The sequence below is a fragment of the Variovorax sp. LG9.2 genome (assembly GCF_035018885.1).
Lineage (GTDB): Bacteria > Pseudomonadota > Gammaproteobacteria > Burkholderiales > Burkholderiaceae_C > Variovorax.
This window is the reverse complement of the sequence record NZ_JASJXB010000003.1, coordinates 51,353-75,860: the sequence shown is the minus strand read 5'-3', so window position 1 is coordinate 75,860 and position 24,508 is coordinate 51,353. Positions and strand designations below refer to the sequence as shown.

Genomic DNA, 24,508 nt, shown 5'->3' with positions numbered 1-24,508 from the left:
TTTTTGCCAACCTGTCCTTTGAGGATTTATCCAAATGAATGATCTGAACAAGCGCTCCCTGCTCAAGCTCGCTGCTGTCACGGCGGTGGCTTCGGCCGCCCTCATCGGCTGCGGCAAGAAAGAAGAAGCGCCCGCTGCCGCTGCACCTGCTGCGCCGGCACCGACCGCTGCAGCACCGGCGGCAGCACCTGCCGCGCCGCTCAACATCGCCTTTGCCTATGTCGGCCCGGTTGGTGACGGGGGCTGGTCTTTCGCGCACGACAACGGACGCAAGGCGCTGGAGAAGGAATACGGCGACAAGATCAAGACGACCTTCGTTGAGAGCGTGCCTGAATCGGCCGATGCCGAGCGCGTGTTCCGCGACATGGTCGGGCAGGGCAACAAGCTGATCTTCGGCACCACCTTCGGCTACATGGAACCGATGATGAAGGTCGCCGCCGACAACAAGGAAGTGAAGTTCGAGCACGCCACCGGCTACAAGACGGCCGAGAACATGCGCACCTACGACAGCCGCACCTACGAAGGCGCCTACATGGCCGGCATCATCGCCGGCGGCATGACCAAGACCAACCAGCTCGGCGTGGTCGGCTCGGTGCCGATTCCTGAAGTGCTGCGCAACATCAACAGCTTCACGCTGGGTGCGCAGTCGGTCAACCCGAAGATCACGACCAAGGTGGTGTGGGTCAACGAATGGTTCAGCCCGCCGAAGGAGACCGAAGCCGCCACCGCGCTCATCAACGGCGGCGCCGACGTGTTGTTCCAGAACACCGACTCGCCCGCCGTGCTGAAGACCGCGCAGGAAAAAGGCAAGCGCGCCTTCGGCTGGGATTCGGACATGACCGCCTACGGCCCCAAGGCCCACCTGGCATCGGCCGTCATCAACTGGGGTCCGTACTACATCAAGGCCACCAAGGACGCGCTGGATGGCAAGTGGGCGACCGGCCAGAGCTGGTGGGGCGTGAAGGAAGGCGCCATCGACATCGTGTCGATCGCCGACGACGTGCCGGCCGACATCAAGGCCAAGGTCGAGACCGTGAAAGCCGGCCTGAAGGACGGCAGCTATTCGATCTGGAAGGGCCCGATCGTCGGCCAGGACGGCAAGGAACTGGTCGCTGCCGGCGCGGTGGCCGACGACAAGTTCTTGTCGGGCGTGAACTTCTACGTCAAGGGCGTGGACGGCAAGGTGCCCGGCGATAAGAAGTAGAACGAGAGCTCGCCCCCAGGTTGCTGCGCACTTCGTGTCGCAGCGCCCACCCCCTGACCGGGAGCGACACCAGTGGCCCGGCGAAGCCGGTTCCACGGTGTCCCTGGAAGGGCCGCGGGGTGCTTCAGAATGAAGGGTCGCCTTGGGTGGCCCTTTTTCTTTTTTGCGGTTTCGTTTGTCTCATCCCCTAGTTTCCGAAGACGCCACGGCTTTCCTGAAGCGCGGAACGCCTGCGTATCGTCGAGCGACCTTCGCGATCTTCTGCGCCGGCCTGTCGACCTTCGCTTCGATCTACTGCGTTCAGCCTTTGCTGCCGCTGTTCGCGAGCCACTTCGGCGTGTCGGCGGCCAACAGCAGCCTGACGCTGTCGCTGACCACTTTGTGTCTTGCGCTGTGCATGCTGGTTGCGGGTTCGCTGGCCGAAGCACTGGGGCGAAAGCCGGTGATGCTGGTCGCGCTTGGGGTGTCGGGCGTGCTCGGGCTCGCCTGTGCTTTCGTCGATTCGTGGCCGCTGCTGCTCGTGTTGCGTGCGCTGGTCGGCGTTGCGCTCAGCGGGCTGCCTGCTTTGGCGATGGCCTACGTGGGGGAAGAGTTCGATCCGTCGTCGCTGTCGTCGGCGATGGGGCTCTACATCAGCGGCAACGTGCTCGGCGGGCTGGCCGGGCGGTTGCTCTCGGGTGGACTCGCCGACCTCGGTGGCTGGCCCTTGGCGATGGGCGGGATCGCGACGCTGAGCCTGGTATCGCTGGTTATCTTCGCGTGGCTGCTGCCGCCTTCGCGCCACTTCAGGCCGCAACCTTTGTCGCTGCGTGGGCTGACCGGCAACTTCGCGATGCATCTCAAAACACCTGCACTGCGCACCGCCTTCGCGCTGGCTTTTCTGTTGATGGGCAGCTTCGTCGCGGTCTTCAACTACATCGGCTTTCGCCTGGCGTTGCCGCCGTTCGGCCTGTCGTCCACGGTCATCGGTCTGCTCTTTACCGTCTACCTGCTCGGCAGCTACAGCGCGAGCAAGGCGGGGTCGATGGTGGACCGAATCGGGGCGCGCCGCGTGGTGCAGATAGGCATCGGTTTGATGCTGCTCGGAATCGGCGCGCTGGCGACACCGTGGCTGCCGGTGGTGGTGGTCGGGCTTGCTTTGCTCACGGTTGGATTTTTTGCCGCGCACGCGGTGGCCAGTGGCCAGATCGGTCAGCGCGCGCACAGCGCAAAGGCACAGGCCGCGTCGCTGTATTTGTGCGCGTATTACCTCGGCTCAGGGGTGCTCGGCTACGCTGGTGGCGCGCTGTGGCAGCACGCGGGATGGGTCGCGCTGATGGCGGGGGTGGCGATTTCAGTGCTCATCGCCGCTGCCTTGACCCGCCGTTGGTAACCGCGGTGCGGCACACTTGCCGAAGAATCATTTCAGGAGTGCCCCGATGACACCCACGACCACGATCGACTTCTCCAAAATCGCATCCGACCGCCTGCCCGAATTGCTCTGTGCGATGCCCAAGGCGGAGCTGCACATGCACATCGAAGGCTCGCTTGAACCCGAGCTGATCTTCGCGCTGGCGCAGCGCAACAAGGTGTCGATTCCGTATGCCGATGTCGAGGCTTTGCGGCGCGCCTATGCCTTCACCAATCTGCAGAGTTTTCTGGACATCTACTACGCCGGCGCGAGCGTCCTCATCACCGAGCAGGACTTCTACGACATGGCCTGGGCCTACCTGCAGCGCGCCGCGGCCGACAACGTGGTGCACACGGAGATGTTCTTCGATCCGCAGACGCACACAGCGCGTGGCATTCACGTCAAGACGGTCATCGACGGACTGCATCGCGCCTGTGTCGACGCCGAAGCACAGCTCGATGTCAGCGCATCGCTCATCCTTTGCTTTTTGCGCCACCTGAGCGAAGAAGATGCGTTCGAAACGCTGTCGCAAGCACTGCCATATCGCGACCAGTTCATCGGTATCGGGCTCGATTCCGGTGAGGTCGGCAATCCGCCCGAGAAGTTCGCACGGGTGTTCGCGCGCTGCCGCGAGTTGGGCTTTCACCTGGTCGCGCATGCCGGTGAAGAAGGGCCGCCGGAGTATGTGTGGAGTGCGCTCGACGTGCTCAAGGTCGAGCGCGTCGACCATGGCGTGCAGAGTTCCAAAGACCCGGCGCTGATGACGCGGCTCGCGCAAGACCGCATCCCGCTCACCGTATGTCCGCTGTCGAACCTCAAGCTTTGCGTGTTCCCGGTTCTGGCCGACCACAACCTTGGCGCGTTGCTCGATGCCGGCCTGGTCGCGACCGTCAACTCCGACGACCCGGCGTACTTTGGCGGCTATATGAACGAGAACTTTTTGCAGACCTTCGCTGCGACCGGGCTCACCGCGCAGCAGGCGTGGCAGCTGGCGGCCAACAGCTTCGAAGGCAGCTTCATCGATGACACCGCGAAGGCGCGCCACATCGATCGGCTCAACGAGGTTTTCGCGCGCTTCACCTGAGGTCGTGATCTATCGGCGGCCCTCGGGCTGGCCGATGTTTTGCCGGCGGATGGGACAATCCGCCTGCGCAGCCGTTGCTCCAGGCCGTGCACTCTTCTATTTCGGGGCCATGTTGAGGAACACCATGTACAAAAACCTTGTGGCTGCGCTCGCGGCTGCCTGTTGCTTTTTATCTCCCGTCTTTTCTCCCGCTTTGGCCCAGACGGCCAAGCCCGCTGCATCAGGCGATCCGCTCAAGGTCGCCTTCGTCTACGTCGCGCCGCTCACCGACACTGGCTGGGTCCATCAGCACGACCAGGGCCGCAGAGCGATGGAGATCGCGCTCGGCAGCAAGGTCAAGACAAGCTACGTCGAGAACGTAGCCGAAGGGGCCGACGCGGAACGCGTGATTCGCGACCTGGCGATGCAAGGCAACAAGCTCATCTTCACCCCGAGCTTCGGCTACATGGAGCCGACGCTGAAGGTCGCCAAAGACTTCCCTGACGTCAAGTTCGAGTCGATCACAGGCTACAAGACCGCACCCAACGTTGCGACCGCCAACGCGCGCTACTACGAGGGCCGCTACCTGGCGGGCATCGCGGCCGGCCGGATGACAAAGACGCATGTGGCCGGCTACGTGGCCGGATTCCCCATTCCTGAAGTGCTGCAGGGCATCAACGCCTTCACGCTCGGCATGCGTTCGGTCGACCCGACGGCGCGCGTCAAGGTCGTGTGGCTCGACGTCTGGTTCGACCCGTCGAAGGAACGCGACGCGGCCATGACGCTCTTCAACCAGGACGTCGACGTGATCGCCTTCCACACCGGCTCTTCCGCCGTGATGGCGGCAGCGCAAGAGCGCGGCAAGCTGGCCATCGGCTATCACTCCGACATGCGCAAGGTCGGGCCCGACGCCCAACTCGTCGCGGTGACGCACGAATGGGGCGGCTATTACACGCAGCGCGCCCGCGCCGTGCTCGATGGCAGCTGGAAAAGCGGCGATGTCTGGGGCGGCGTGAAGGAGGGCATGGTCCACGTCGGCGACTTCGGCTCCAAGGTGCCCAAAGCCGTGCAGGACGAGGTGCTGGCACGGCAGCGCGCCATCGCCTCCGGCAAGCTGGTGCCGTTCCATGCGGTCGCCGACGTGCGCGACAACGAGGGCAACGTTGTCATCGCCAAGGGCACGAGCCTGAGCGATGCGCAGATCCTCCAGATGAAGTGGCTGGTCGAGGGCGTGCAGGGGCGGGTCGCGCACTGACATCGCGCACCGACATCGGAGACAGGCAGGCGGTGAGGGCGCGCGTACGATCGTCCGAAAGCGTTTTCAGGAGATAGAACCATGTCAGCCGTGCCACCTGCTGCACCCGCCACAGCACCCCAGGCGTTCAGCGCCGCGTTCCCGATTCGTTCGGTCGACGATGTCCGACGGCTCGAAGAAACGCCGCTTGAAAAGGCGCTCACCGTTCGCAGCACCTACGAGCTTTTCTGCAACGTCGCGCGCGCTCATGGAGAGCGCCCCGCGCTTACTTTTCTACGCACCGGCGACCCGGAAGACGAACCGATTCGCTGGACCTACGCCGAGCTGTTGCGCGGCATCCATCAAACGGCCAATCTGCTGCACACGCTGGGCGTCGGTCCGCAGGATGCGGTCGCCGTGTTGCTGCCCGGTTGCCTCGACTATCACCTCGCGTTGTGGGGCGGCGAGGCGGCCGGCATCGTGCAGCCGCTGAACCCGCTGCTGACCGACGAAAAGCTGGTGTCGCTGATGCGGGCGGCCGGTGCCAAGGTGCTGATCGCTTACGGCTCGGACGACGAATCGGGCATGTGGTCGAAGGCCATGCGGCTGCGCAGCCAGGTGCCGACGCTGACGATGGTGCTGCGCGTGGCACCGCACGACGAGCCTGCGGATGCGGCCATCGATCTGCCGGAAGGCGTCGGCGATTTCAGTTCGCTGCGCGCGCAGCAGCCCGACGATCGGCTGGTGAGCGGGCGCGACATCGCACCCGAAGACATCGCCGCGTACTTCCACACCGGCGGCACCACCGGCGCGCCCAAGCTCGCGCGGCACAGCCACGGCGCGCAGGTCTTCACCGCCTGGGCCTGCGTCCAGCTGACCGGTGTCACGCACACCGACGTCACCATCAACGGCTATCCGCTGTTCCATGTCGCGGGCGTGCTGCCGGCCTCGCTGGCGTCGCTGTCGGCGGGTGTCGAGTCGATCATTCCGACGACCTCGTTGTTGCGCAACAAGACGGTGCTGGCCAACTACTGGCGGCTTGTCGACAAGTACCGGCCGACTTCGCTGTCGGCGGTGCCGACGGTGCTGGCCGCACTCGCCAACGTGCCGTTGAACGGTGCCGATCTTTCGTCGATTCGTTACTGCCGCACTGGAGCCGCAGTGCTCGCGCCCGAACTGGCGGCGCGCTTCAAGCGGCTGTTCGGCTTGCATGTGCACGAGAGCCTCGGCATGACTGAAATGGCGGGGATTTCGACGATCACGCCGCCGGGTGTGGAGGGGCAGGCCGGATGCGTCGGCTTTCGGCTGCCCTACTCGCAGATGCGCATCGTGGCACTCGACGACCAGGGCGGCGCCAGCGACCGCGACGTGGCGCCGGGCGAGCACGGCATGGTGCTGTTCAAGTCACCGAATCTGTTCTCGGGCTTCCTCGATCCGGCCGACACGGCCAAGGCCTTCACCGGCGACGGCTGGCTGGCAACCGGCGACCTCGGCTGGCTCGACGATCAGGGCCGGCTCAACCTCACCGGCCGCTCGAAAGACCTGATCATCCGCAGCGGCCACAACATCGATCCGAAGACCATCGAAGACGCGCTGGGCGCTCATCCCGCGGTGCAGTTGTGTGCGGCAGTGGGCGCGCCCGACGCGTATGCGGGCGAGCTGCCGGTGGCCTATGCGACGTTGGTGCCGGGCGCGCAGGTGACCGAGGCTGAACTGCTGGCTTTCACTTCGGCCGGCGTCGACGAAGCGCCTGCGCGACCCAAGTCGGTGACCATCATCGAACACATGCCGATGACCAACGTCGGCAAAATCTACAAGCCGGAACTGCGTGGCCTGGCAGGGCAGCAGGTCGCAAGTGCGCTGGTGGACGCGGTCTGCACCGGCCTGGGGCTTGGCGCGATGGTGCGGCCGGCGGTGCGCATCGAAGGTGAAACCGGCGTCGCGGTGCTGATCGATGCGTCGGCCGCCGGCACGCATGCGGATGCATTGCAGGCGCAACTGCAGGACGCGCTGGGACGGCTGCCGATCAAGACGCGCGTCGCACTGGTCTGAGCGCGCTGGCTTAACGCTCGTATAGCCCCCATACGTGCACGGAAATTGCGGCGTGTCCTCCTGGCCTTACCCTCAAGCCCATGCACGCGTACCGAGCCTCCCTTCTGCGATTCGACCCCACCGGCAAGCCGCTCTTCGATGAAGACGGCCTGCTGGTCGTCGGCCCCGATCCACGCGGCCGCCAGATCGTCGTGGCGGCAGGTGCCTTCAATTCGATCCATTCGCAGTACGCCCACGTGCCGGTGACGCACTGGCCGGGTCGCATCCTGGCGCCGGGCTTCATCGATATGCACGTGCATTTTCCGCAGACCGACATCATCGGCGCGCCATCGGAAGGCTTGCTGCCGTGGCTCGAGAACTACACCTTCCCTGCGGAGGCGCGCTTTGTAGACCCGGCACATTCGATCGAAGTGGCCGAGTTCTTTCTCGACGAGATGCTGCGCAACGGCGTGACCACCTCACTCACTTTCGCGACCTCGCACGTGCAGTCGGTCGATTCGTTTTTCGAAGCGGCACAGCGGCGCAGCCTGCGCATGATCACCGGCAAGGTGCTGCAAGATCGTCACTCGCCCGACGGCGTGCGCGACGACACCGAGCAGAGTCTGATCGACACCGAATCGCTCATCCGCAAATGGCACAACGTCGACCGGCTGGGTTACGCGATCACCCCGCGTTTTGCACCGACCAGCACCGACGCGCAACTGCGTGGTGCCGGCGAACTGGCCGCGAAGTACCCCGACACCTGGATTCACTCACACGTCGCCGAGAACAAGGACGAGGTGAAGTGGGCGCGCGAGCTGTTTCCCAAGGCGCGCTCGTATCTCGACGTGTACACGGGCTTCGGGCTGATGCGCGAGCGCGCGGTGTATGCGCACTGCATTCACTTCGACGATGACGACCGCCGCCTGATGCGCGAGACCGGCGCGGCCACGGCGGTGAGCCCGACCAGCAATTTGTTCCTCGGCAGCGGCTTCTTCGACTTCGAGGGTGCCGACCGCATCGACTACCACTACGGCCTGGCCAGCGATGTCGGGGGCGGCACCAGCTTCAGCCCGTTCCACACCATGATGGCGGCTTACTACGTCGGGCGCGAAGGGCAGACCAAGCCCGGCATCAGCATCGCGCCGTCGGAACTGTGGTGGCGCCATACCGGTGGCGCGGCACTCGCGCTCGGGCTCGATGGCGTCGCGGGCAATCTGCAGCCAGGCTGCGAGGCCGACTTCATCGTGCTGAACCCGAAGGCGACGCCCCTGCTCGCGCGCAAGAGCGGTTTGGCGGCGAATCTCGAAGAGTTGCTTTTTTCGATGATCGTGCTCGGCGACGACCGGCTCATCGAGCGGACGGTGATCTCGCAGGCGAGCGGCAGCTGACGCGTCTCGCATCGAGGATGTCGCAGGCCGGCTCCTTAGAATGACGCTCCGAGGAAGGACCCCCTGAGATGACCATCAAGAGCGACAAATGGATTCGGCGCATGGCCGAGCAGACCGGCATGATCGAGCCCTTCGAGCCCGGGCAGGTGCGCGAGCGCGAAGGCAACAAGATCATCAGCTACGGCACGTCGAGTTACGGCTACGACATCCGCTGCGCGCCCGAGTTCAAGGTGTTCACGAACATCCACAGCACGGTGGTCGACCCCAAGAATTTCGATGAGAAAAGCTTTGTCGACATGGACGGCGACTTCTGCATCATTCCGCCGAACAGCTTCGCCCTGGCGCGTACCGTCGAATACTTTCGCATCCCGCGCAACGTGCTCACCATCTGCCTTGGCAAGAGCACCTATGCACGCTGCGGAATCATCGTCAACGTGACGCCTTTCGAGCCCGAATGGGAAGGCTATGTGACGCTCGAGTTCAGCAACACGACACCGTTGCCGGCCAAGATCTACGCGGGCGAAGGCTGCGCGCAAGTGCTGTTCTTCGAGAGCGACGAAGTTTGCGAGACCAGCTACAAGGACCGCGGCGGGAAGTACCAAGGCCAGCGCGGCGTCACTTTGCCTAAAGCCTAAAGCCTCAGGGGCGCAGAGCGAGGCGGCTTGCGCCTTTGGCCGATGTCATGGAGTCGATGTCGTACTTCGGTCCGGTCCTACACCGCATCGCGCCCGGCTCCCCCACCTTGTTTCCTGGGCGCTCCCCACTATCCGTTTCAGACTCGTGCAGCCAGCACGACCAGGAATCGATATGACTCAATGGATCGCCGAACTGTCGCCGCTGCGTAAATTGCTGATGGCCGCATTGGTCGCCATAGTTTGCGCACAGGCTGCCGCCATGACCATGCTGGTGCGCTCGCAAGTGCAAAAGGCCGAGATGCGCGAAGCTGCGGAGGCTTCCAGTCGCGGAGTCGTTGCACAGCGCCTGGACTCCAATTCGGCGGCTAAGGCTCGCACGATGTCGGTCGGTTACGTCGCACCCCGTTAAGCCGGTACCATCACGTGAAAGCCGGCCGTTGCCGGTGAGGAGAGTCTCATGAAGTGGGAAGGCAACGAGCAGTCGGACAACGTCGAAGACCGCCGCGATGGCGGGGGCGGCGGCGGCGGCGGTGGATTTCCGATCGGCGGTCGCAGTGTCGGAATCGGCACTGTGGCGGTGGCGCTGATCGCAGGCTGGATTTTCGGCATCAACCCGCTCACCGTGCTCGGTTTGCTGACGGGTGGGGGCCAGGCTCCCCAGGTCCAGCAACAGCAAGGTCCGGCCAAGGCGCCGCCGTCCAGTGATCGCGAAGCCTCGTTCGTCTCGACCGTGCTGAAGAACACCGAAGTCGTCTGGACGGATATCTTCCAGAAGAACGGCGGCACCTACCACGCACCCAAGCTCGTGCTGTTTCGCGGCGTCACGCCGACCGCTTGCGGCACCGGCCAGTCGGCGATGGGCCCGTTTTATTGCCCCGGCGATCAGAAGGTCTACATCGACCTCGGCTTTTACGACACGCTGAAGAACCAACTCGGCGCGCCGGGCGAGTTCGCTCAGGCATACGTCATCGCGCACGAGGTCGGCCATCACGTTCAAGACGAACTTGGCATCACGGGCAAGGTCGACGGCATGCGCGGCAGGCTGAGCCAGACGCAGAACAACGCGCTGAGCGTGCGCGTCGAACTGCAGGCCGATTGCTTCGCCGGCATCTGGGCGAACAAGTCGCAGCAGTCCAAGAACTGGCTCGACCCGGGCGACATCGAGTCGGCAATGAACGCCGCGCAAAAGATCGGCGACGACGCGCTGCAGCGGTCGGCTGGCCGTGCCGTGGTGCCCGACAGCTTCACACACGGATCAAGCGCGCAACGGCAGAAATGGTTCGGTGCCGGCTACCAGAGCGGCAGCATCCAGTCGTGCGACACGTTCAATTCAAAGAGTCTTTGACGTCTTCGAAAACGCTTCGATGGACGCCGCGATGAGGTCGCCCCCTTAACCGCAAAAAGCCGTGTCTCAGCGCTGTCATCAGTGTTTTTTGCGGCGGTGCGACAATAGAGGGCTTAATGACAAGCTCCTTTTCCAATCTTTCGCTGGCTGAACCGCTGGCGCGCGCCGTAGCCGAAATGGGCTACGAGACCATGACACCGATCCAGGAGCAGGCGATTCCGGTCGTGCTGTCGGGTCAAGACGTGATGGGTGCCGCCCAAACCGGCACCGGCAAGACCGCAGCGTTTGCGCTGCCCTTGCTGCAGCGCATGCTCAAGCACGAAAACTCATCGACCTCGCCCGCCCGGCATCCGGTGCGTGCATTGGTGCTCCTGCCGACGCGTGAACTCGCCGTGCAGGTCGCGCAGCAGGTCGAGCTCTACGCCAAGTACACCAATCTGCGCAGTGCGGTCGTTTTCGGCGGCATGGACATGAAGCCGCAGACGCTCGAGCTCAAAAAAGGCGTCGAAGTGCTGGTGGCAACGCCCGGCCGGCTGCTCGACCACATCGAAGCCAAGAACGCGGTGCTCAATCAGGTCGAGTATGTCGTGCTCGACGAGGCCGACCGCATGCTGGACATCGGCTTCTTGCCCGACCTGCAGCGCATCCTGAGCTACCTGCCCAAGCAGCGAATCACGCTGCTGTTTTCGGCCACTTTCTCGCCCGAAATCAAGCGGCTCGCCGGCAGCTATCTGCAGAACCCGGTGCTCATCGAAGTGGCCCGGCCCAACGAAACGGCATCGACCGTCGAGCAGCATTTCTACAGCGTGAGCGACGACGACAAGCGCCGCGCGCTCAAGCAGATCGTCAAGCAACGCGGCATCACGCAGGCCTTCGTCTTCGTCAACAGCAAGCTGGGGTGCGCCCGTCTGGCCCGGTCGCTCGAGCGCGAAGGCCTGAAGACCACCGCATTGCACGGCGACAAAAGCCAGGACGAGCGGCTGAAGGCGCTCGAATCGTTCAAGAAGGGCGAAGTCGATCTGCTGGTGTGCACCGACGTGGCGGCACGTGGTCTCGACATCAAGGACGTGCCGGCTGTTTTCAACTTCGACATCCCTTTCAACGCCGAAGACTACGTGCACCGCATCGGCCGCACCGGTCGTGCCGGCGCGTCGGGTCTGGCGGTCAGCTTTGCCAGCGGCGGTAACGATGCACGGCTTGTCGCTGACATCGAAAAGCTGATCAAGACCAAGATCGAGCTCGAAGCGATCGAGTTCGAAGAAGACGCTCCCCGCGGTCGCATCAACGACGGTCGCCGTCATTGGCGCGAAGAGGGCGAGGCCGGCGATGCACGCGATGTGCTCGACCAGCCGCGCGCAAGGACTGACGGTGATAGCGGCAGCAACTTCGAGTCGCGCGATCGCAGTGATCGTGGCGGTGAGCGCAGCAACGAGCGTTTCAGCGAAGCGCGGCCGCCGATGCGTGGCGGCGGGCGTCCGCACCGGGGCCCCGCCATGTCGCGCGACCCGTTCTTCGACAAGCCGTACGAACCGGGTCAGCCCGACGCAACGCCGGCGTGGGAAGCCGCCGCCAAGGCGGCGCCTTCGCGCGGTATCTCGAGCAACATCAAGACCAAGCGCAAGGTCGCGGCGCTGTTCAAGACCAGCGAACCGACGACCTGAACGCGCAGCAACCGGGTCGGCGGACCCGGGCAAATCTGCAGCGATCGCAAAAGCCGGGCTAGACGCTCGGCTTTTGCGCTTCTGCGCACTGCACCTGAATCAACTCCCGCTCGTCCAGCGTGGCGCCGATGCGCACCGCGCTCAGGCAGCCGCCCCAAACGCAGCCGGTGTCGGTCGACAACAGGTCGGGCCGCGAGACGTAGCCCAGCGTCGACCAGTGTCCAAACGCCAGCGTCGCCGCAGCGGTCTTGCGGCCGGGTACGTTGAACCACGGCATGCAGCCAGCCGGCGCTGTGTCGGCACTGTCTTTCGCGTCGAAATCCATCACGCCCGCCGCTGAGCAGAAGCGCAGCCGCGTCAGCGCGTTGACGATCACGCGCAGTCGCGCACTGCCGGCGAGTGTGTCGCTCCACTGCGCCGGTTCGTTGCCGTACATCGTCATCACGAACTCGTTGAGCGCCGGACCGCGCAGCACGGACTCGACCTCGGCGGCCAGAGTCAACGTATCGGCCACGTTCCATTGCGGCAACACGCCGGCGTGCACCATGAGCAGATCCTTGCCGCCGACGGTGCGATGCAGCGCCATCGATTGATTTCGCAACCAGTCGAGCATCGCTTCGCTGTCGGCCGCGGCGAGCAGCGGCGCCAGCGTGTCCTTGCGGCCGGCTTTGCGCGCGCCATGCGCGATACCGAGCAGGTGCAGGTCGTGGTTGCCGAGCAGCGCGTTGGCGGCATTGCCGAGCGCGTGCACGCGGCGCAACACGGCGGCCGATTCGGGCCCGCGATTGACCAGGTCGCCGAGCAGCACCACGCTGTCGCGGCTCGCGGAAAAGTCGATCTTGTCGAGCAGGCGCTGCAACGCTTCGTCGCAGCCCTGTACGTCACCGATAAGGTAGAGTGCCATGCTTCCCATTCTCACCCGCGTCCATGGATGTCCTTCTGCTGGCCTTGTTGACCACGCTCAACGCGTTGTTCTCCATGTCCGAAATGGCGCTGTCGACCAGCCGGCGTGCACGGCTTGCGGCCATGGCCGAATCGGGTGACGCCGGCGCCGCTGCGGCGCTCAAGCTGATGGAAGACCCCACGCAGTTCCTGTCGAGCGTCCAGATCGGCATCACCTCGATCGGCATGCTCAGTGGCATCGTCGGGGAGGCCGCTTTCGCAGCACCTTTGTCGGTCTGGATGGAAAGCCTCGGCATGCGTACAGGGACAGCAAGCGTCGCGTCGACCGCGGTCGTGGTCGCCTGCATCACTTTCTTCACGATCATCTTCGGCGAGCTCGTGCCCAAGCGCATTGGCCAGCTCTATCCCGAGCCTGTCGCGCGCTTCGTGGCGCGGCCAATGCGCTGGCTCGCCAAGGGCGCCAAGCCTTTCGTGCTGCTGCTTTCCGGTGCGACCGCGGCCATTCTCAAGCTGCTGAAGATCGACACCAACTCGGCCCGCGTGGTGACCGAAGAAGAAATCTCCGCCAGCCTCGAAGAAGGCGTCGATGCTGGCCTCATCGAGCAGCACGAGCACCAGATGGTGCGCAACGTGTTCCATCTGGACGATCGGCGTCTGTCGTCGTTGATGATTCCACGCGGCGACATCGAATGGCTCGAAGCGTCCGGCACGGTGGCGTCGAGCCTGCAAAACGTGGCTGCCGCCGGTGCGCTCAACCTGGTGCACTCGTGGTATCCGGTGTGCCGCAACTCTCTGGACGACGTGGTCGGCGTGATCAGCGTCGCACATCTGTTGCGCCTCGGGCCTGCCTACGAAGGCTCGATCGAAAGCGTGGCCCAGCCAGCCTCGTTCGTGCCAGAAACGCTGACCGGCATGGAGCTGCTGGAACAGTTTCGCGAGCGCGCCGGCCGCCTCGTTTTCGTGGTCGATGAATATGGCGTGGTGCAGGGGTTGATGACGCCGCGCGACCTGCTCGAAGCGATCACCGGTGAGCTGCAGCCCGGCATGCAGACCGATGCCTGGGCGACCGAGCGCGAAGTGGGCGTGTGGGAACTCGACGGCCTGATGCCCGTGTCGGAACTGCGTGCGCGCCTCGCCATCCGCGAGTTGCCCGATGAAGACCGCGGCCGCTACAACACGGTCGCGGGCTTGCTGATGTCGGTGTCAGGGCAGTTGCCGAAAGTCCACGAGATCATCGAGTGCGCGGGCTGGAGTTTCGAGGTGCTGGCGCTTGATGGCCGGCGTATCGACAAGGTGCTGGCGCGTGTCGACGTGCCGGCGCAAATCACCGGCAAGCGCTGAGTCGCACCGCAGCGCTCGCGCAGCCAGCAGCGACGGGAGTTCAGCCGCGCGGCGCCGGCAAGCTGTCGGCCACCGATGCCGGAACCTCGATGACGAGGTCCAACAGCATCTGCGCCATGCCCTTGCCGAGCGGGTCCATCCGCATCGACGAGGGTCCGCCGCCATCGAGCGCATCGTGCAGCAGCAGATTGAGCGACGCGATGCCGGGCAGGTAGAAGCGTTCGATGCGGCCATGCACCATGTGCGCGAAGTAGTCGCCCACGGCCTTGTCGCTCAACCGGTTCCACAGCAACGGCAGCCATTCGGGTCGGCGCGCAATGACACCGATGTTCGAGAGGTTGCCCTTGTCGCCGCTGCGTGCATAGGCCAGGTCGATCAGCCGCACTTCGCGTGAAGCGCCACCCAATTCTTTCCACGCTTCAGGCGCGCCGACATCAGGCGTCGCACCGTCCCCGGCACCTTTGCCGATCGATACCGTTTGCCGCTCGCCATCGATCACGAAAGCCACCGGCAAGGCCTGCTTGTCGAGCAGAAACGAGAAGGGCTTGATCAACGGCGACACCGCCGGCCGACCGCCACCGGGGCTGGTCGTGCCCGGCGCCCATGAGGTGCCCGATGGTGAGATTTCCTGAGCGAAGATCGCCAGCGCGGCCTTCAGCGGATGGTTCGCGACCACGCGCATCATCACTTCGCGCGACGGCCGCACGCGTGATTGCGCGCCGTAGGAAGACTCCGATCCGACGACTTCGATGTACGTCGAAGTGAACGGCGGCATGCCGCCCTCGCGCAGGATGTCGCTCACGCGCTCGATGATCGCTTCGGCGGTGCGACGCGCTTTCTTGTCGGCGTCGATGCCGATGATGACCATGCTGCCCGCGCACCGGAAGCCGTCGAGTTGAGTGGCCGAGACCTTGTAGAACGGCGTCGGCGCGCGTCCCTTCGCCGGGCTCACCCGCACGCGGTTCTCGCCCTGCTGCTCGATCGTCACATCGCGAAAATCGCAGCACACGTCGGGCAGCAGATAGGCGCCCGGGTCGCCGATCTCGTAAAGCATCTGCTCGGCGACGTTGGCGCGAATCACCTTGCCCCCCGTACCTTCGGGCTTGGTCACGACGAAGCTGCCGTCCGCATGGCATTCGATCACCGGATAGCCCATATGGGCCCAGTCGGGGATGTCTTCCCAGTCGGTGTGCAGACCACCTGTCGCCTGACAGCCGCACTCGATGATGTGGCCCGCCAGGCTGCCGGAGGCCAGCAGGTCGTAGTCGGCATCCGTCCAGCCGAACTCGTGCATCAGCGGGCCGAGCGTCACCGCGCTGTCGACACAACGCCCCGTGATCACCACTTCGGCGCCGGCTGCGAGTGCGGCGGCGATCGGTGTCGCGCCGAGGTAGGCGTTGGCGCTCAGCACTTTGTCGGGCAGCGACTCGCCGGTGAACATATCCTGCACGCCGCGCGCGCGCAGCCCGGGCATGTGCATGCTGACGTCGTCGCCTTCGACCACCGCGATACTCAGCAAAATGCCCTCGGCCGTTGCCAGTGCCTGCAACGCGGCCGCACAGCCGTGCGGGTTGATGCCGCCGGCATTGCTCACCACCTTGATGCCTTGCCGCTTGATTTCGGACAGCACCGACTTCATCGCGATGTCGACGAAGTCGGTGGCGTAGCCCATCTCGGGCTTCTTGGCCCGCGCCGAAGCCAGGATCGACATCGTGGTCTCGGCCAGGAAGTCAAACACGAGGTAGTCGAGCCGGCCGAGCTTCACCAACTGCGGCGCGGCGACCATGCTGTCGCCCCAGAAGCCCGAAGCACCGCCGATGCGTACGACTTTGTTCGTTACGTTGTCTCTCATGGGGGTGGTCTCATCGATGAAAGCATCCGGCCAGCCTAGCGACGCACCGCCTGCAATGCTTGCGCCGAGTCGCTGACCGCAGCCACTGCGCGCAAGACCTTGGCGCGCACCCACGCTAGCCTCTTTGAAACAACGGAGACCTGCATGGAATTTGGTTCCGCGCCAGCATCCGCGACTTGGTGGCGCGCGAGATCACGCCCTTCGTCAAGGTACGGCAGCTCGGCGTATAAAACACAACGCGATCAGACAACGCAACCACGACAAGCGCGGCACGACGCGCACAGACCCAAGATGAAGCAAACGAGTGACGACCTCCGCAACGAATACCGCGACCTGGCCGACCTGGTGCGGACGCTGACGCCTGCGCAGTGGCGACTGCGAAGTGACTTCTACGGCTGGACGCCGTGGGACGAAATTGCCCACCTGTGCTTCTTCGACGAGACCGGCCTGCTGTCGGCCACCGACTCCGACGCGTTCGCCGCCGACACCGCGACGTTGAACGCCACGCTCGCCACGGGCAAGGAAATCAGCGCCATCGCGCGGGAGAAGTACGGCCACCTCGACGGCGCGCAACTGCTCGCGTACTGGGAACCCCTTTCTACGCAACTCGTCGATGCGCTGGCAGCGCTCGACCCAAAAGCCAGGCTACCGTGGTACGGCCCGACCATGAGCGCACGGTCGTTCGCAACCGCGCGTCTCATGGAAACCTGGGCGCACGGGCAAGACGTGTGGGACGTCGTCGGCCGCCGGCGACCGGCTACCGACCGGCTGCGCCACATCGCCCACATCGGCGTCACGACCTTCGGCTGGAGCTTCGTGAACCGCAAGCAGCCGGTACCGGCCGTCGTGCCCTACATCGAGCTCGATGCACCCCAAGGCGGCGTCTGGACGTGGGGCGATGCGGCCTCGTCGGAGACCATCCGCGGGCCGGCAGATGACTTCTGCTTGCTGGTGACGCAGCGCCGCAATCTGGCCGACACTGCCCTGCGTTACAGCGATGGATCGGCACGCGACTGGCTGCGGATCGCGCAGTGCTTTGCCGGTCCACCGGCCGACGCGCCCGAGCCCGGCGTGCGGAAGGTGGCGGCCACCGCTTGACGCACGGCGTGCCGATCGAACTCGGCCTGCAGCCGCGCATCGATGCGGCGCTGGCTGCGTTGCGTGAGGGCAGTGGCGAGCACTGCTTGTCGGACCACGCGTTCTCCAATCTGTACCTTTTCAGGGCGGCGCACGACTACCGGTTCGTCGATGGTGACTGGCCTGGCATCGCCGGCCGCGCGTATGACGGTACGCGACACTTCATGCCGTTGTTCGTGCCGCGTTGCGCGCCGCTGGACGTGCTGTCGGAACTGATCGAAGCGCACGGATGTCTCTTTCCGGTGGCAGCGCGCGATGCGGCCGAGCTGCCGGACAACGTCTTCGTTGCGACCGCGTCGGCGGACGATGCGGACTACCTTTACCAAGCCGAAACCTTCGTCGACTATGCCGGCCGCCCGTTGGCGAAGAAGCGAAATCTGGTGCGTCAGTTTCTGGCGCAGCACGAGCCATCCTGCCGGCCGTTCGGACCCGAGCTGGTCGACGCTGCGCGCAGCGTGCTGAAAGGCTGGTTCACGCACAAGGGCAAGGCGCGGGGCGAGGCCGACGACGATGCCTGCCTTGAAGCGATCGACAACGCCGCACGCTTCGGGCTCGAAGGATTCGTTCACTTCGTCGGCGACCTGCCGATTGGTTTCGTGTTGGCGCAGGAGCTGCAGCCGGGCGTCTTCGCGATGCGATTCGCGAAGGGGCTCGACAGTCACGTCGGGATCTATCCGTATATGTTCCAGCACTTCTGCAAGCACTTTGCGCGCGAGGTCGCCTGGCTCAACTTCGAACAAGACATGGGGCTTACCGGGTTCCGGCGCAGCAAACGCTCGTATCAGCCGGCGGCACTGCTGCCCAAATGGCGTGTCGCGTTGGTGCATCAAGCCGAAAAGTCCGAGCCAGCGCCTTAACGCCGCGCATAGCAACCCTGTTTCGACAGGCTGACCGACGTGGACGCCTGCACAAGCAGTCGTGCGCCTACACACAAGTGCTGCCCCGGCCCCTCGCCTACGCTCTCATGGTGCGCTGCAGCAAAGCTGGCATGGTGCCAGCCGCTTGCGTCGTTTTTCCAGGAGTCTCGGACTATGCAAAACCTTTCTCTCCCGTCCGGACGCTCTGTCCGGCGCCTTCCCGCGCTGGCCCGTCTGCGCGGCGTGGCAGTCGCGGCCCTGAGCCTTTCGGCTCTCGCGATGACTGCCACCTCGGTTCATGCCGAGGTCGCCAAGGTCCCGGCCGAATGCAGCGCGCTGCAAGCCAAGTACCCGCAGTTCAAGGGCAAGACACTGGTCAACGCGATCAATCCGCACACCCCTGGCTACGAGACCATAGACCCGAACAATCCGGACAAGTACATCGGCTTCGACATCGACCTGGGCGAGACGCTCGGCGCCTGCCTGGGCTTCAAGGTGACTTACAAGGCGGTGACGTTTGCGGCGCTGCTGACCACGCTGGAATCCGGCCAGGCCGACATCGTCATCTCCGACATCTACGCCACTGAAGAACGCGCCAAGGCGGCCGACTTCATCACCTACTCGAAGGTCTTCGACGGCGTGCTGGTGGCCAAGGGCAACCCGAAGAAGATCACCGGCATCAACGCCTCGATGTGCGGTGCGATTGCCGCCGAGAACACCGGCTACGTCGAAGTGCCGCTGATCCAGGCGCTGGCCCCCGCGTGCAAGGCGGCGGGCAAGCCCGAGCCGGAAATCCAGCTCTACGACAACAACCAGAACTGCATCCAGGCCATCCTGGCCGGCCGTGCCGACACCTACGTCAACGATGTCAACACGGTCGACAGCGCCGTCAAGGCCTATCCGGACAAGTTGGAAAAGGCGCTTGCGGTGTCGATTCCCTACTCGGTCGGCATTGCAGTGCCCAAGGGCAAGACGGACTTCCGTGATGCGGTGATGGCCGCGCTGGTGACCTTGCAGAAGGCCGGCATCCACACCGAGTTGCTGAAGAAGCACGGCATGCCCGTCGAAAACCTCGAGGCTCCGCGTCTGCTCGTGGCGAAGTGACATGGAGTTGTTCCTCCACTACCTCACCTTGCCCTACCTGATCCAGGGCATCGTTTTCACACTCGGGGCCACCGGCATCGGGCTGGCGGGCGGGGTGGTGGTGGGACTGCTGCTGGCGGCGATGCAACTCAGCCGCTTCAAGCCGCTGGCCGCGTTCGCGCGTGGCTATGCGGTGATCTTTCGCGGCACGCCGCTCATCCTGCAGTTCGTGTTCGTCTACGACGCGCTGCCGCATGTCGGCGTCAAGCTACCCGGACTGCTGGCCGCCGGGGTGGCGCTGGCGTTCAACGAGGCCACCTTCATCGCCGAGATGTTCCGCTCCGGCGTGCTCGGTGTGGACCGCGGCCAGGTGCTTGCCGGCCAGGCACTGGGGATGACGCCGCGCGTGCTGATGCGCCGCATCATCGCGCCGCAGGCCTTGCGCTCGATGATCCCCGCGATGGGCAACGAGGCGGTCAGTACGCTGAAGAACTCCTCGCTCGCCTCGATCATCGCGGTGCCCGAGTTGACGCTCCGCAGCACGCAGCTGGCGTCTTCGACCTTCGATTTCTTCTCGATCTTTTTTGCGTCCGGCCTGCTGTACCTCGGGTTGACCGGAGCGATCAGCCTGGTGCAGTTGGCGCTCGAATCGCGCTTCAATCTTGACCGCCCGGCGAGGTCGACGGGACTGGCGCGCTGGCTGCCACGGCGCCGCGTGGCACTACCGATAGCAAGCCAGTCGACCCTGGAGGACACCGGTGCGGCGTCGTTGGCTGAGCCCGAGAGCGAAATGCTCCCCACGCTGGTGGTGTCGACCACCGATCGTGCCGCCCGCGCCGCACGGCTGGCCGATGCGCCGGTCGCGTTGCGCATCAACGGCGTGTCCAAGGCGTACGGCCCGCAGGATGTGCTGAACGACCTGAGCCTCGACGTGCAGGCTGGCGAAGTGGTCGCGCTGCTGGGCCCGAGCGGCTCTGGCAAGAGCACGCTGCTGCGCTGCATCAACCACCTCGAAAGCTGGGACGCGGGCCAGATCCACGTCGACGGGCACCGCCTCGGCTACCGGCCCGACGGCCAACTCATGACCCCCAGCGACCTGGCCCGCGAACGTGCTCGCCTGGGCGTGGGCATGCTGTTTCAGCAGTTCAACCTGTTCGCACACCTGACGGCCCGTGAAAACGTGGCCGGCCCGCTGCGCTGGGTGCACGGCTGGACGGCCGAGGCCGCTGACCGACGTGCACTGGAACTGCTGAATCGGGTCGGCCTGGCGCACCGCGTCGAAGCGCTGCCGCGTCACCTGTCCGGCGGGCAGCAACAGCGCGTCGCCATCGCTCGGGCACTGGCACCGGGCCCGAGCGTGCTGCTGCTGGACGAACCGACCTCGGCGCTCGACCCCGAACTCGTCAACGAGGTGCTGGACGTGATCCGCCGCCTGGCCGTCGAGGAAGGGCTGACGATGATCATCTCGACCCATCAACTGCGCTTTGCCGCCGAGGTGGCCGACCGCGTGGTCTTCCTCGCCGGGGGCCGCGTCGTCGAAAGCGGCCCGGCGCTGGACGTTCTGCAGAACCCGCGCGCCCCGGCGCTCGCCCGTTTCCTTCGCGTGATGGCCGCCGACGTGCTGCCGTCCACCCCTTCGCCTGCCAACGACCCCACATGAAGCACCACACCCTGAGCGTCTCCCCCCAGACCGTCCACTGGGGCTATTTCAGCAAGGCCGTCGCGCCCTCGCTCGTTGTGAAGTCGGGGGACAGGGTCACCATCGAGACGCTGACCCACCATGCCAACGACGACTACGAGCGCATGGTCGCGGGCGACCCCGGCGCCGAATCGGTGTTCGCCTGGACGCGCGAGCACAAGGCCGTGTCCCGGCGCGGTGCCGGCCCGGTCACGGGGCCGTTCAAGCTCGGCGAGGGCGAAGGGCTGGGCGTGCACCTGCTGACGGGACCGGTGGTCATCGAGGGCGCCGAACCCGGCGACGTGCTGGAGGTGCGCATCCTCGACGTGCGCCCGCGGCCCAGCTGCAACCATTGCTACGCCGGCCGCTGTTTCGGCTCGAACGCGGCCGCGTCCTGGGGCTTCCATTACCGCGACCTGATCGAGGAGCCCAAGCCCCGCGAGGTCGTGACGATCTTCGAGCTGGACACCTCGGGCGAGCCCTTCGCCCGCGCGGTCTACAACTACGTGTGGACACCGCAAACCGATCCCGACGGCGTGGTGCACACCAACATCGACTATCCCGGCGTGCGCGTCGACCACACGCTGGTGCGCAAGCGCGAGAACATCCTGCGCAACGTCAAGGTGCCGGCTCGCCTGCACTTCGGCACGATGGGCCTGGCGCCGTCGGAGTCCGACTTCGTCAGCTCGATTCCGCCCAGCTACACCGGCGGCAACATCGACGACTGGCGCATCGGCAAGGGCGCGACCATGTACTACCCGGTGGCGGTTCCCGGCGCCTTCTTCTCGGTCGGCGATCCGCATGCGGCGCAGGGCGACAGCGAACTCGGCGGCACCGCCATCGAGACCTCGCTGACCGGCGACTTCGAGTTCATCCTGCACAAGAGCAACGAGTTGGGCGGTACGATCCTAGAGGGCCTGGACCACCCGCTGCTGGAGACCGACGAGCAGTGGTCGGTCTACGGCTTCACCTACCCGAACTACCTGGAGGCCCTGGGCCCCGACGCACAGACGCTGGTGGCCGGTCACTCGTCGCTGGACCCGGCCATGCGCGACGCCTTTCGCAAGTTGCGCCGCTTCCTGATGACGGTGCACCGGCTCAGCGAGGACGAGGCGATTGCCCTGTTGTCGGTCGCGGCGAACTTCGGCGTCACGCAGGTCGTGGATGCCAACTGGGGCATCCACGGGTCGATTCAGAAGAGCATCTTCAAGGACTGCTGAGCGGGCTGTTGACGGAGGGCGCAGCCTGCGCCCGCACGCGACCCGCGAACATCGATTTGCGGATCACCGCGTGCACGCCCCAGTTGCCGTCGACCACTTGCGTGACCCCGAAGTCGACCGCCACCGACATCAGCGAGATCGCCTCGTCCTCGGTCAGCCCCATCGCGGTCATCAGGAAGCGCCGGGTCTTGCGGAAAGCATCACGCATGGCCGGGTCGAGCGACGACTTTTCGTAGATCGCACTGCGTGCCTTGTCGCCGAACTCCTTCAAATAATCCGGGTGGCTGAAGCCGTGGATCACCCACTCGTCGGCCGTCTCGACCAGCGGATAGTCGATGTCGGCAAAGGGCTCGTCGCGCAGGTTCGCGGCCTTGTGCAGCACGATCTGGAAGACGCCCGTCAACGAGCATTCGATGGCCGTGCCGCATAACTCGCTGTCGCCCTGCGAGGCGTGCGGGTCACCCACCGATAGCAAGGCGCCGTCGACTCCCACCCGCAGGTACAAGGTTGCGCCCTTGGCGATGCGCCAGTTGTCCAGGTTGCCGCCGAAGCACGAGGGCGGGATCGAGTCGACCAGACCAGTCTCGGCAGGCGCCACGGCGATCACGCCGAAGTGCGGGCGCACGGGGATCGTCACGCCTTGCAGCACGCCGTGGTTTTCGACGATCGAGGCCCGGTCGATAGGGATGCCAGGGTAGTCGATGGTCGGGTGCAGCACGCCGTTCGGATCGCGCTGGGGGGTCCAGCGAAAGTTGTAGACCGCGTGAGCGCAGGGCTGGTCCTGACTGCAATCGACTTCGTAGATCGTCACCACCTCGCGCTGCTTCGGCTCCTCGATCAGGTCGTCGTAGTGAAAGCCCCACCATGCTGCGGCGTTGCTGCCGAAGGCGCGGCCCTCGTACCTGGCACTGGCCGCGAGGCGCGGCGCGAGATCGAGGATGCGCACCTCCAGCACGTCGCCCGGCTGCGCGTCCTTCACGAAAATGGGGCCGGTGCAGATGTGCACGCCAAAGCCCTCGCCACTGCCGCGACCGTAGATCGACGCGTCCGTCGGGCCCGCGCCGCGCCGATCCACGGCCTTGTGCTCGGCGGTCCAGTGGAAGACGCTTTCGGCCCCTGAATCGCCCTTGATCATGCGTTCGTGGTCGTCGTAGGCGTGCTGGGTCAGCGTCTCGATGGTGACGATGTCGCCGGACTCGATGCGCAGCACCGGCGGGATCGAGCGGCTGAAGTAGCCCCAGTGGATGGTCTGCGCGTTGGCCGGAAGGTGATGGTGGCGACCGGCGCCGATGCCGGTACTGATGACCGTGCTGATGGCATTGGTGGACGTCCCGTCGACGCAGGATGAGTCGACCGCGCGTCTCGCAGCAACCGTGTCGATGCCCGCACTGGATGCAACCGGGTCCGCCGCCGGCGTCTCGAAGTAGCCCGATGGCCAGCCGCGCTTGATGCGCTTGCGCAGCGACTGCTGGCTCACCTCGTTGGCCTGCTGTCGGTACTGTCGTGGCGACATGCCGTAGCGGTCGCGGAACGAATGGCTGAAATGCGCCGGATCGTTGAAGCCCCAGCGAAAGCAGATGTCCGAGATCGACAGGTGTCCGTACTGGCGATTGGCGAGGTCGGCGCGGCAGCGTTCGAGGCGGCTCTGGCGCAGGTAGGCGGTGAAGGTCTGGCCGAGGCCTTCGAACAGCTTTTGCACCAGCCGCTCGGACAGGTGCTCGTGGGCCGCCACACCGGCCACCGTGAGTGATGGATCGCTCAGGTTCGCATCGACGTACTGGCACAGCCGGCGCACCGTGGCAGCGCGCGTGCTGCTGATGGCGGACGAGGCCGGCAAGGCAAGGTCTCGCCGTGCCGCCATGCTGGTCGCGATGAATTCGGAAAGAGCGGACTCGACGGGCGCGATGTCGTCGTCATCCAGCGTGTCGAAGGCGTCGGCCAGCGCGGTCAGCGTGCCCGCGAACATGCGGCCCAGGCCCGCGCTGCCGCGAAGGTGCCCGAGCGCGAAAGCATGGTCACCGGGCAGCCGAGTTTTAAGGCTGGCGCCGGGCATCGACACCATGAACTGACGGAAGTTGGACCGAAAGTCCAGGTCGGCCTGCGCATGCGCCGGCCCGAAGACGATGTCACCCGGTGCCAGTTCGATGGTCTGCTGACCATGATGCAGCGCGGCATCGCCGCCCATGTGGAGCGCGAGCCAGACCGCATCGGCTCCCGCGCCCAAGCGTTGAATCGTCTGCGGTGAAGAAGTGATCCGCGCCATTTCGACACCGCGCGCCGTGCGCCGCGCGGTCAGCGTGCCGTAGAGCGGCGCCGCTGCAGGTGCCATTTCAGGCCGGAGGCTGTGCAACTGCAAAGCCTCGCGCCATGCATGAGGCCGCTGGTGCACCGGGTAAGAGTCGGTCGTGAATTTTTCCAAGCGCATGGCGGCGGTTTCCTGGTTGCCTGTCCATGTCGCGCAAGACACGTGCCACATGCCATTC

19 protein-coding genes are annotated in these 24,508 nt (G+C 65.2%); 16 read left to right on the top strand and 3 right to left on the bottom strand.

Features of this window, described 5'->3' with window-relative positions; translation table 11 throughout:
• Positions 1 to 34 precede the first annotated feature (34 nt).
• The 10 genes from QN413_RS03925 (at position 35) to QN413_RS03880 (ending at position 11,954) form a co-directional block, all read left to right on the top strand.
• Positions 35 to 1,204: a BMP family ABC transporter substrate-binding protein gene (locus QN413_RS03925; protein WP_323495349.1), complete on the top strand. Its 1,170-nt coding sequence runs from the start codon at positions 35 to 37 to the stop codon at positions 1,202 to 1,204.
• A 175-nt stretch (positions 1,205 to 1,379) separates the two neighbouring features.
• On the top strand, positions 1,380 to 2,576 hold the full coding sequence (locus QN413_RS03920) for an MFS transporter (protein ID WP_323495348.1): 1,197 nt from the start codon (positions 1,380 to 1,382) through the stop codon (positions 2,574 to 2,576).
• Positions 2,577 to 2,622: 46 nt separating this feature from the next.
• The gene (locus QN413_RS03915) at positions 2,623 to 3,678 is read left to right on the top strand and encodes an adenosine deaminase (protein ID WP_323495347.1); all 1,056 of its coding nucleotides are present in this window, start codon (positions 2,623 to 2,625) and stop codon (positions 3,676 to 3,678) included.
• Positions 3,679 to 3,802: 124 nt separating this feature from the next.
• Positions 3,803 to 4,912, top strand: a complete 1,110-nt coding sequence (locus tag QN413_RS03910) for a BMP family ABC transporter substrate-binding protein (protein ID WP_323495346.1) — start codon at positions 3,803 to 3,805, stop codon at positions 4,910 to 4,912.
• 81 nt (positions 4,913 to 4,993) lie between these two features.
• Positions 4,994 to 6,943 (top strand): acyl-CoA synthetase, encoded by a 1,950-nt coding sequence (locus QN413_RS03905; RefSeq protein WP_323495345.1) that lies wholly within the window; start codon positions 4,994 to 4,996, stop codon positions 6,941 to 6,943.
• 80 nt (positions 6,944 to 7,023) lie between these two features.
• The gene (guaD, locus tag QN413_RS03900) at positions 7,024 to 8,313 is read left to right on the top strand and encodes a guanine deaminase (RefSeq protein ID WP_323495344.1); all 1,290 of its coding nucleotides are present in this window, start codon (positions 7,024 to 7,026) and stop codon (positions 8,311 to 8,313) included.
• Positions 8,314 to 8,381: 68 nt separating this feature from the next.
• On the top strand, positions 8,382 to 8,948 hold the full coding sequence (dcd, locus tag QN413_RS03895; protein ID WP_187050927.1) for a dCTP deaminase: 567 nt from the start codon (positions 8,382 to 8,384) through the stop codon (positions 8,946 to 8,948).
• A 172-nt stretch (positions 8,949 to 9,120) separates the two neighbouring features.
• On the top strand, positions 9,121 to 9,357 hold the full coding sequence (locus QN413_RS03890; RefSeq protein WP_323495343.1) for a hypothetical protein: 237 nt from the start codon (positions 9,121 to 9,123) through the stop codon (positions 9,355 to 9,357).
• Positions 9,358 to 9,405: 48 nt separating this feature from the next.
• On the top strand, positions 9,406 to 10,293 hold the full coding sequence (locus QN413_RS03885) for a neutral zinc metallopeptidase (protein WP_323495342.1): 888 nt from the start codon (positions 9,406 to 9,408) through the stop codon (positions 10,291 to 10,293).
• Between the two features lie 116 nt (positions 10,294 to 10,409).
• Entirely contained in the window at positions 10,410 to 11,954 is a 1,545-nt protein-coding gene (locus QN413_RS03880) for a DEAD/DEAH box helicase (RefSeq protein ID WP_323495341.1), read from the top strand.
• 58 nt (positions 11,955 to 12,012) lie between these two features.
• Here QN413_RS03880 and QN413_RS03875 read toward each other — a convergent pair whose 3' ends face one another.
• A complete protein-coding gene (locus QN413_RS03875; protein ID WP_323495340.1) occupies positions 12,013 to 12,858 on the bottom strand; it encodes a symmetrical bis(5'-nucleosyl)-tetraphosphatase in 846 nt (281 codons plus the stop codon).
• 23 nt (positions 12,859 to 12,881) lie between these two features.
• Here QN413_RS03875 and QN413_RS03870 point away from each other — a divergent pair, with 23 nt between their 5' ends.
• Positions 12,882 to 14,198 (top strand): hemolysin family protein, encoded by a 1,317-nt coding sequence (locus QN413_RS03870; RefSeq protein WP_323495339.1) that lies wholly within the window; start codon positions 12,882 to 12,884, stop codon positions 14,196 to 14,198.
• A 40-nt stretch (positions 14,199 to 14,238) separates the two neighbouring features.
• Here QN413_RS03870 and QN413_RS03865 read toward each other — a convergent pair whose 3' ends face one another.
• Positions 14,239 to 16,050 (bottom strand): acyclic terpene utilization AtuA family protein, encoded by a 1,812-nt coding sequence (locus QN413_RS03865; RefSeq protein ID WP_323495337.1) that lies wholly within the window; start codon positions 16,048 to 16,050, stop codon positions 14,239 to 14,241.
• A 291-nt stretch (positions 16,051 to 16,341) separates the two neighbouring features.
• Between QN413_RS03865 and QN413_RS03860 the strand changes: the two genes are divergently transcribed.
• The 5 genes from QN413_RS03860 (at position 16,342) to QN413_RS03840 (ending at position 22,025) form a co-directional block, all read left to right on the top strand.
• Entirely contained in the window at positions 16,342 to 17,148 is an 807-nt protein-coding gene (locus tag QN413_RS03860; protein ID WP_323495336.1) for a TIGR03084 family metal-binding protein, read from the top strand.
• A complete protein-coding gene (locus QN413_RS03855) occupies positions 17,145 to 18,044 on the top strand; it encodes a phosphatidylglycerol lysyltransferase domain-containing protein (RefSeq protein ID WP_323495335.1) in 900 nt (299 codons plus the stop codon). The genes QN413_RS03860 and QN413_RS03855 overlap by 4 nt, the downstream gene beginning before the upstream one ends.
• 174 nt (positions 18,045 to 18,218) lie before the next feature.
• Complete coding sequence (locus QN413_RS03850) at positions 18,219 to 19,148, top strand: ABC transporter substrate-binding protein (RefSeq protein ID WP_323495334.1); 930 nt, start codon at positions 18,219 to 18,221, stop codon at positions 19,146 to 19,148.
• A gap of 1 nt (position 19,149) precedes the next feature.
• Positions 19,150 to 20,787 carry an amino acid ABC transporter permease/ATP-binding protein gene (locus QN413_RS03845; RefSeq protein ID WP_323495333.1) on the top strand — a complete coding sequence of 546 codons (1,638 nt, stop codon included), beginning with the start codon at positions 19,150 to 19,152 and terminating at the stop codon, positions 20,785 to 20,787.
• Positions 20,784 to 22,025 (top strand): acetamidase/formamidase family protein, encoded by a 1,242-nt coding sequence (locus QN413_RS03840; protein ID WP_323495332.1) that lies wholly within the window; start codon positions 20,784 to 20,786, stop codon positions 22,023 to 22,025. The genes QN413_RS03845 and QN413_RS03840 overlap by 4 nt, the downstream gene beginning before the upstream one ends.
• Here the strand turns inward: QN413_RS03840 and QN413_RS03835 are convergent.
• Positions 22,012 to 24,450 carry an acetamidase/formamidase family protein gene (locus tag QN413_RS03835; protein WP_323495331.1) on the bottom strand — a complete coding sequence of 813 codons (2,439 nt, stop codon included), beginning with the start codon at positions 24,448 to 24,450 and terminating at the stop codon, positions 22,012 to 22,014. The genes QN413_RS03840 and QN413_RS03835 overlap by 14 nt on opposite strands.
• Between the last annotated feature and the right edge of the window lie 58 nt (positions 24,451 to 24,508).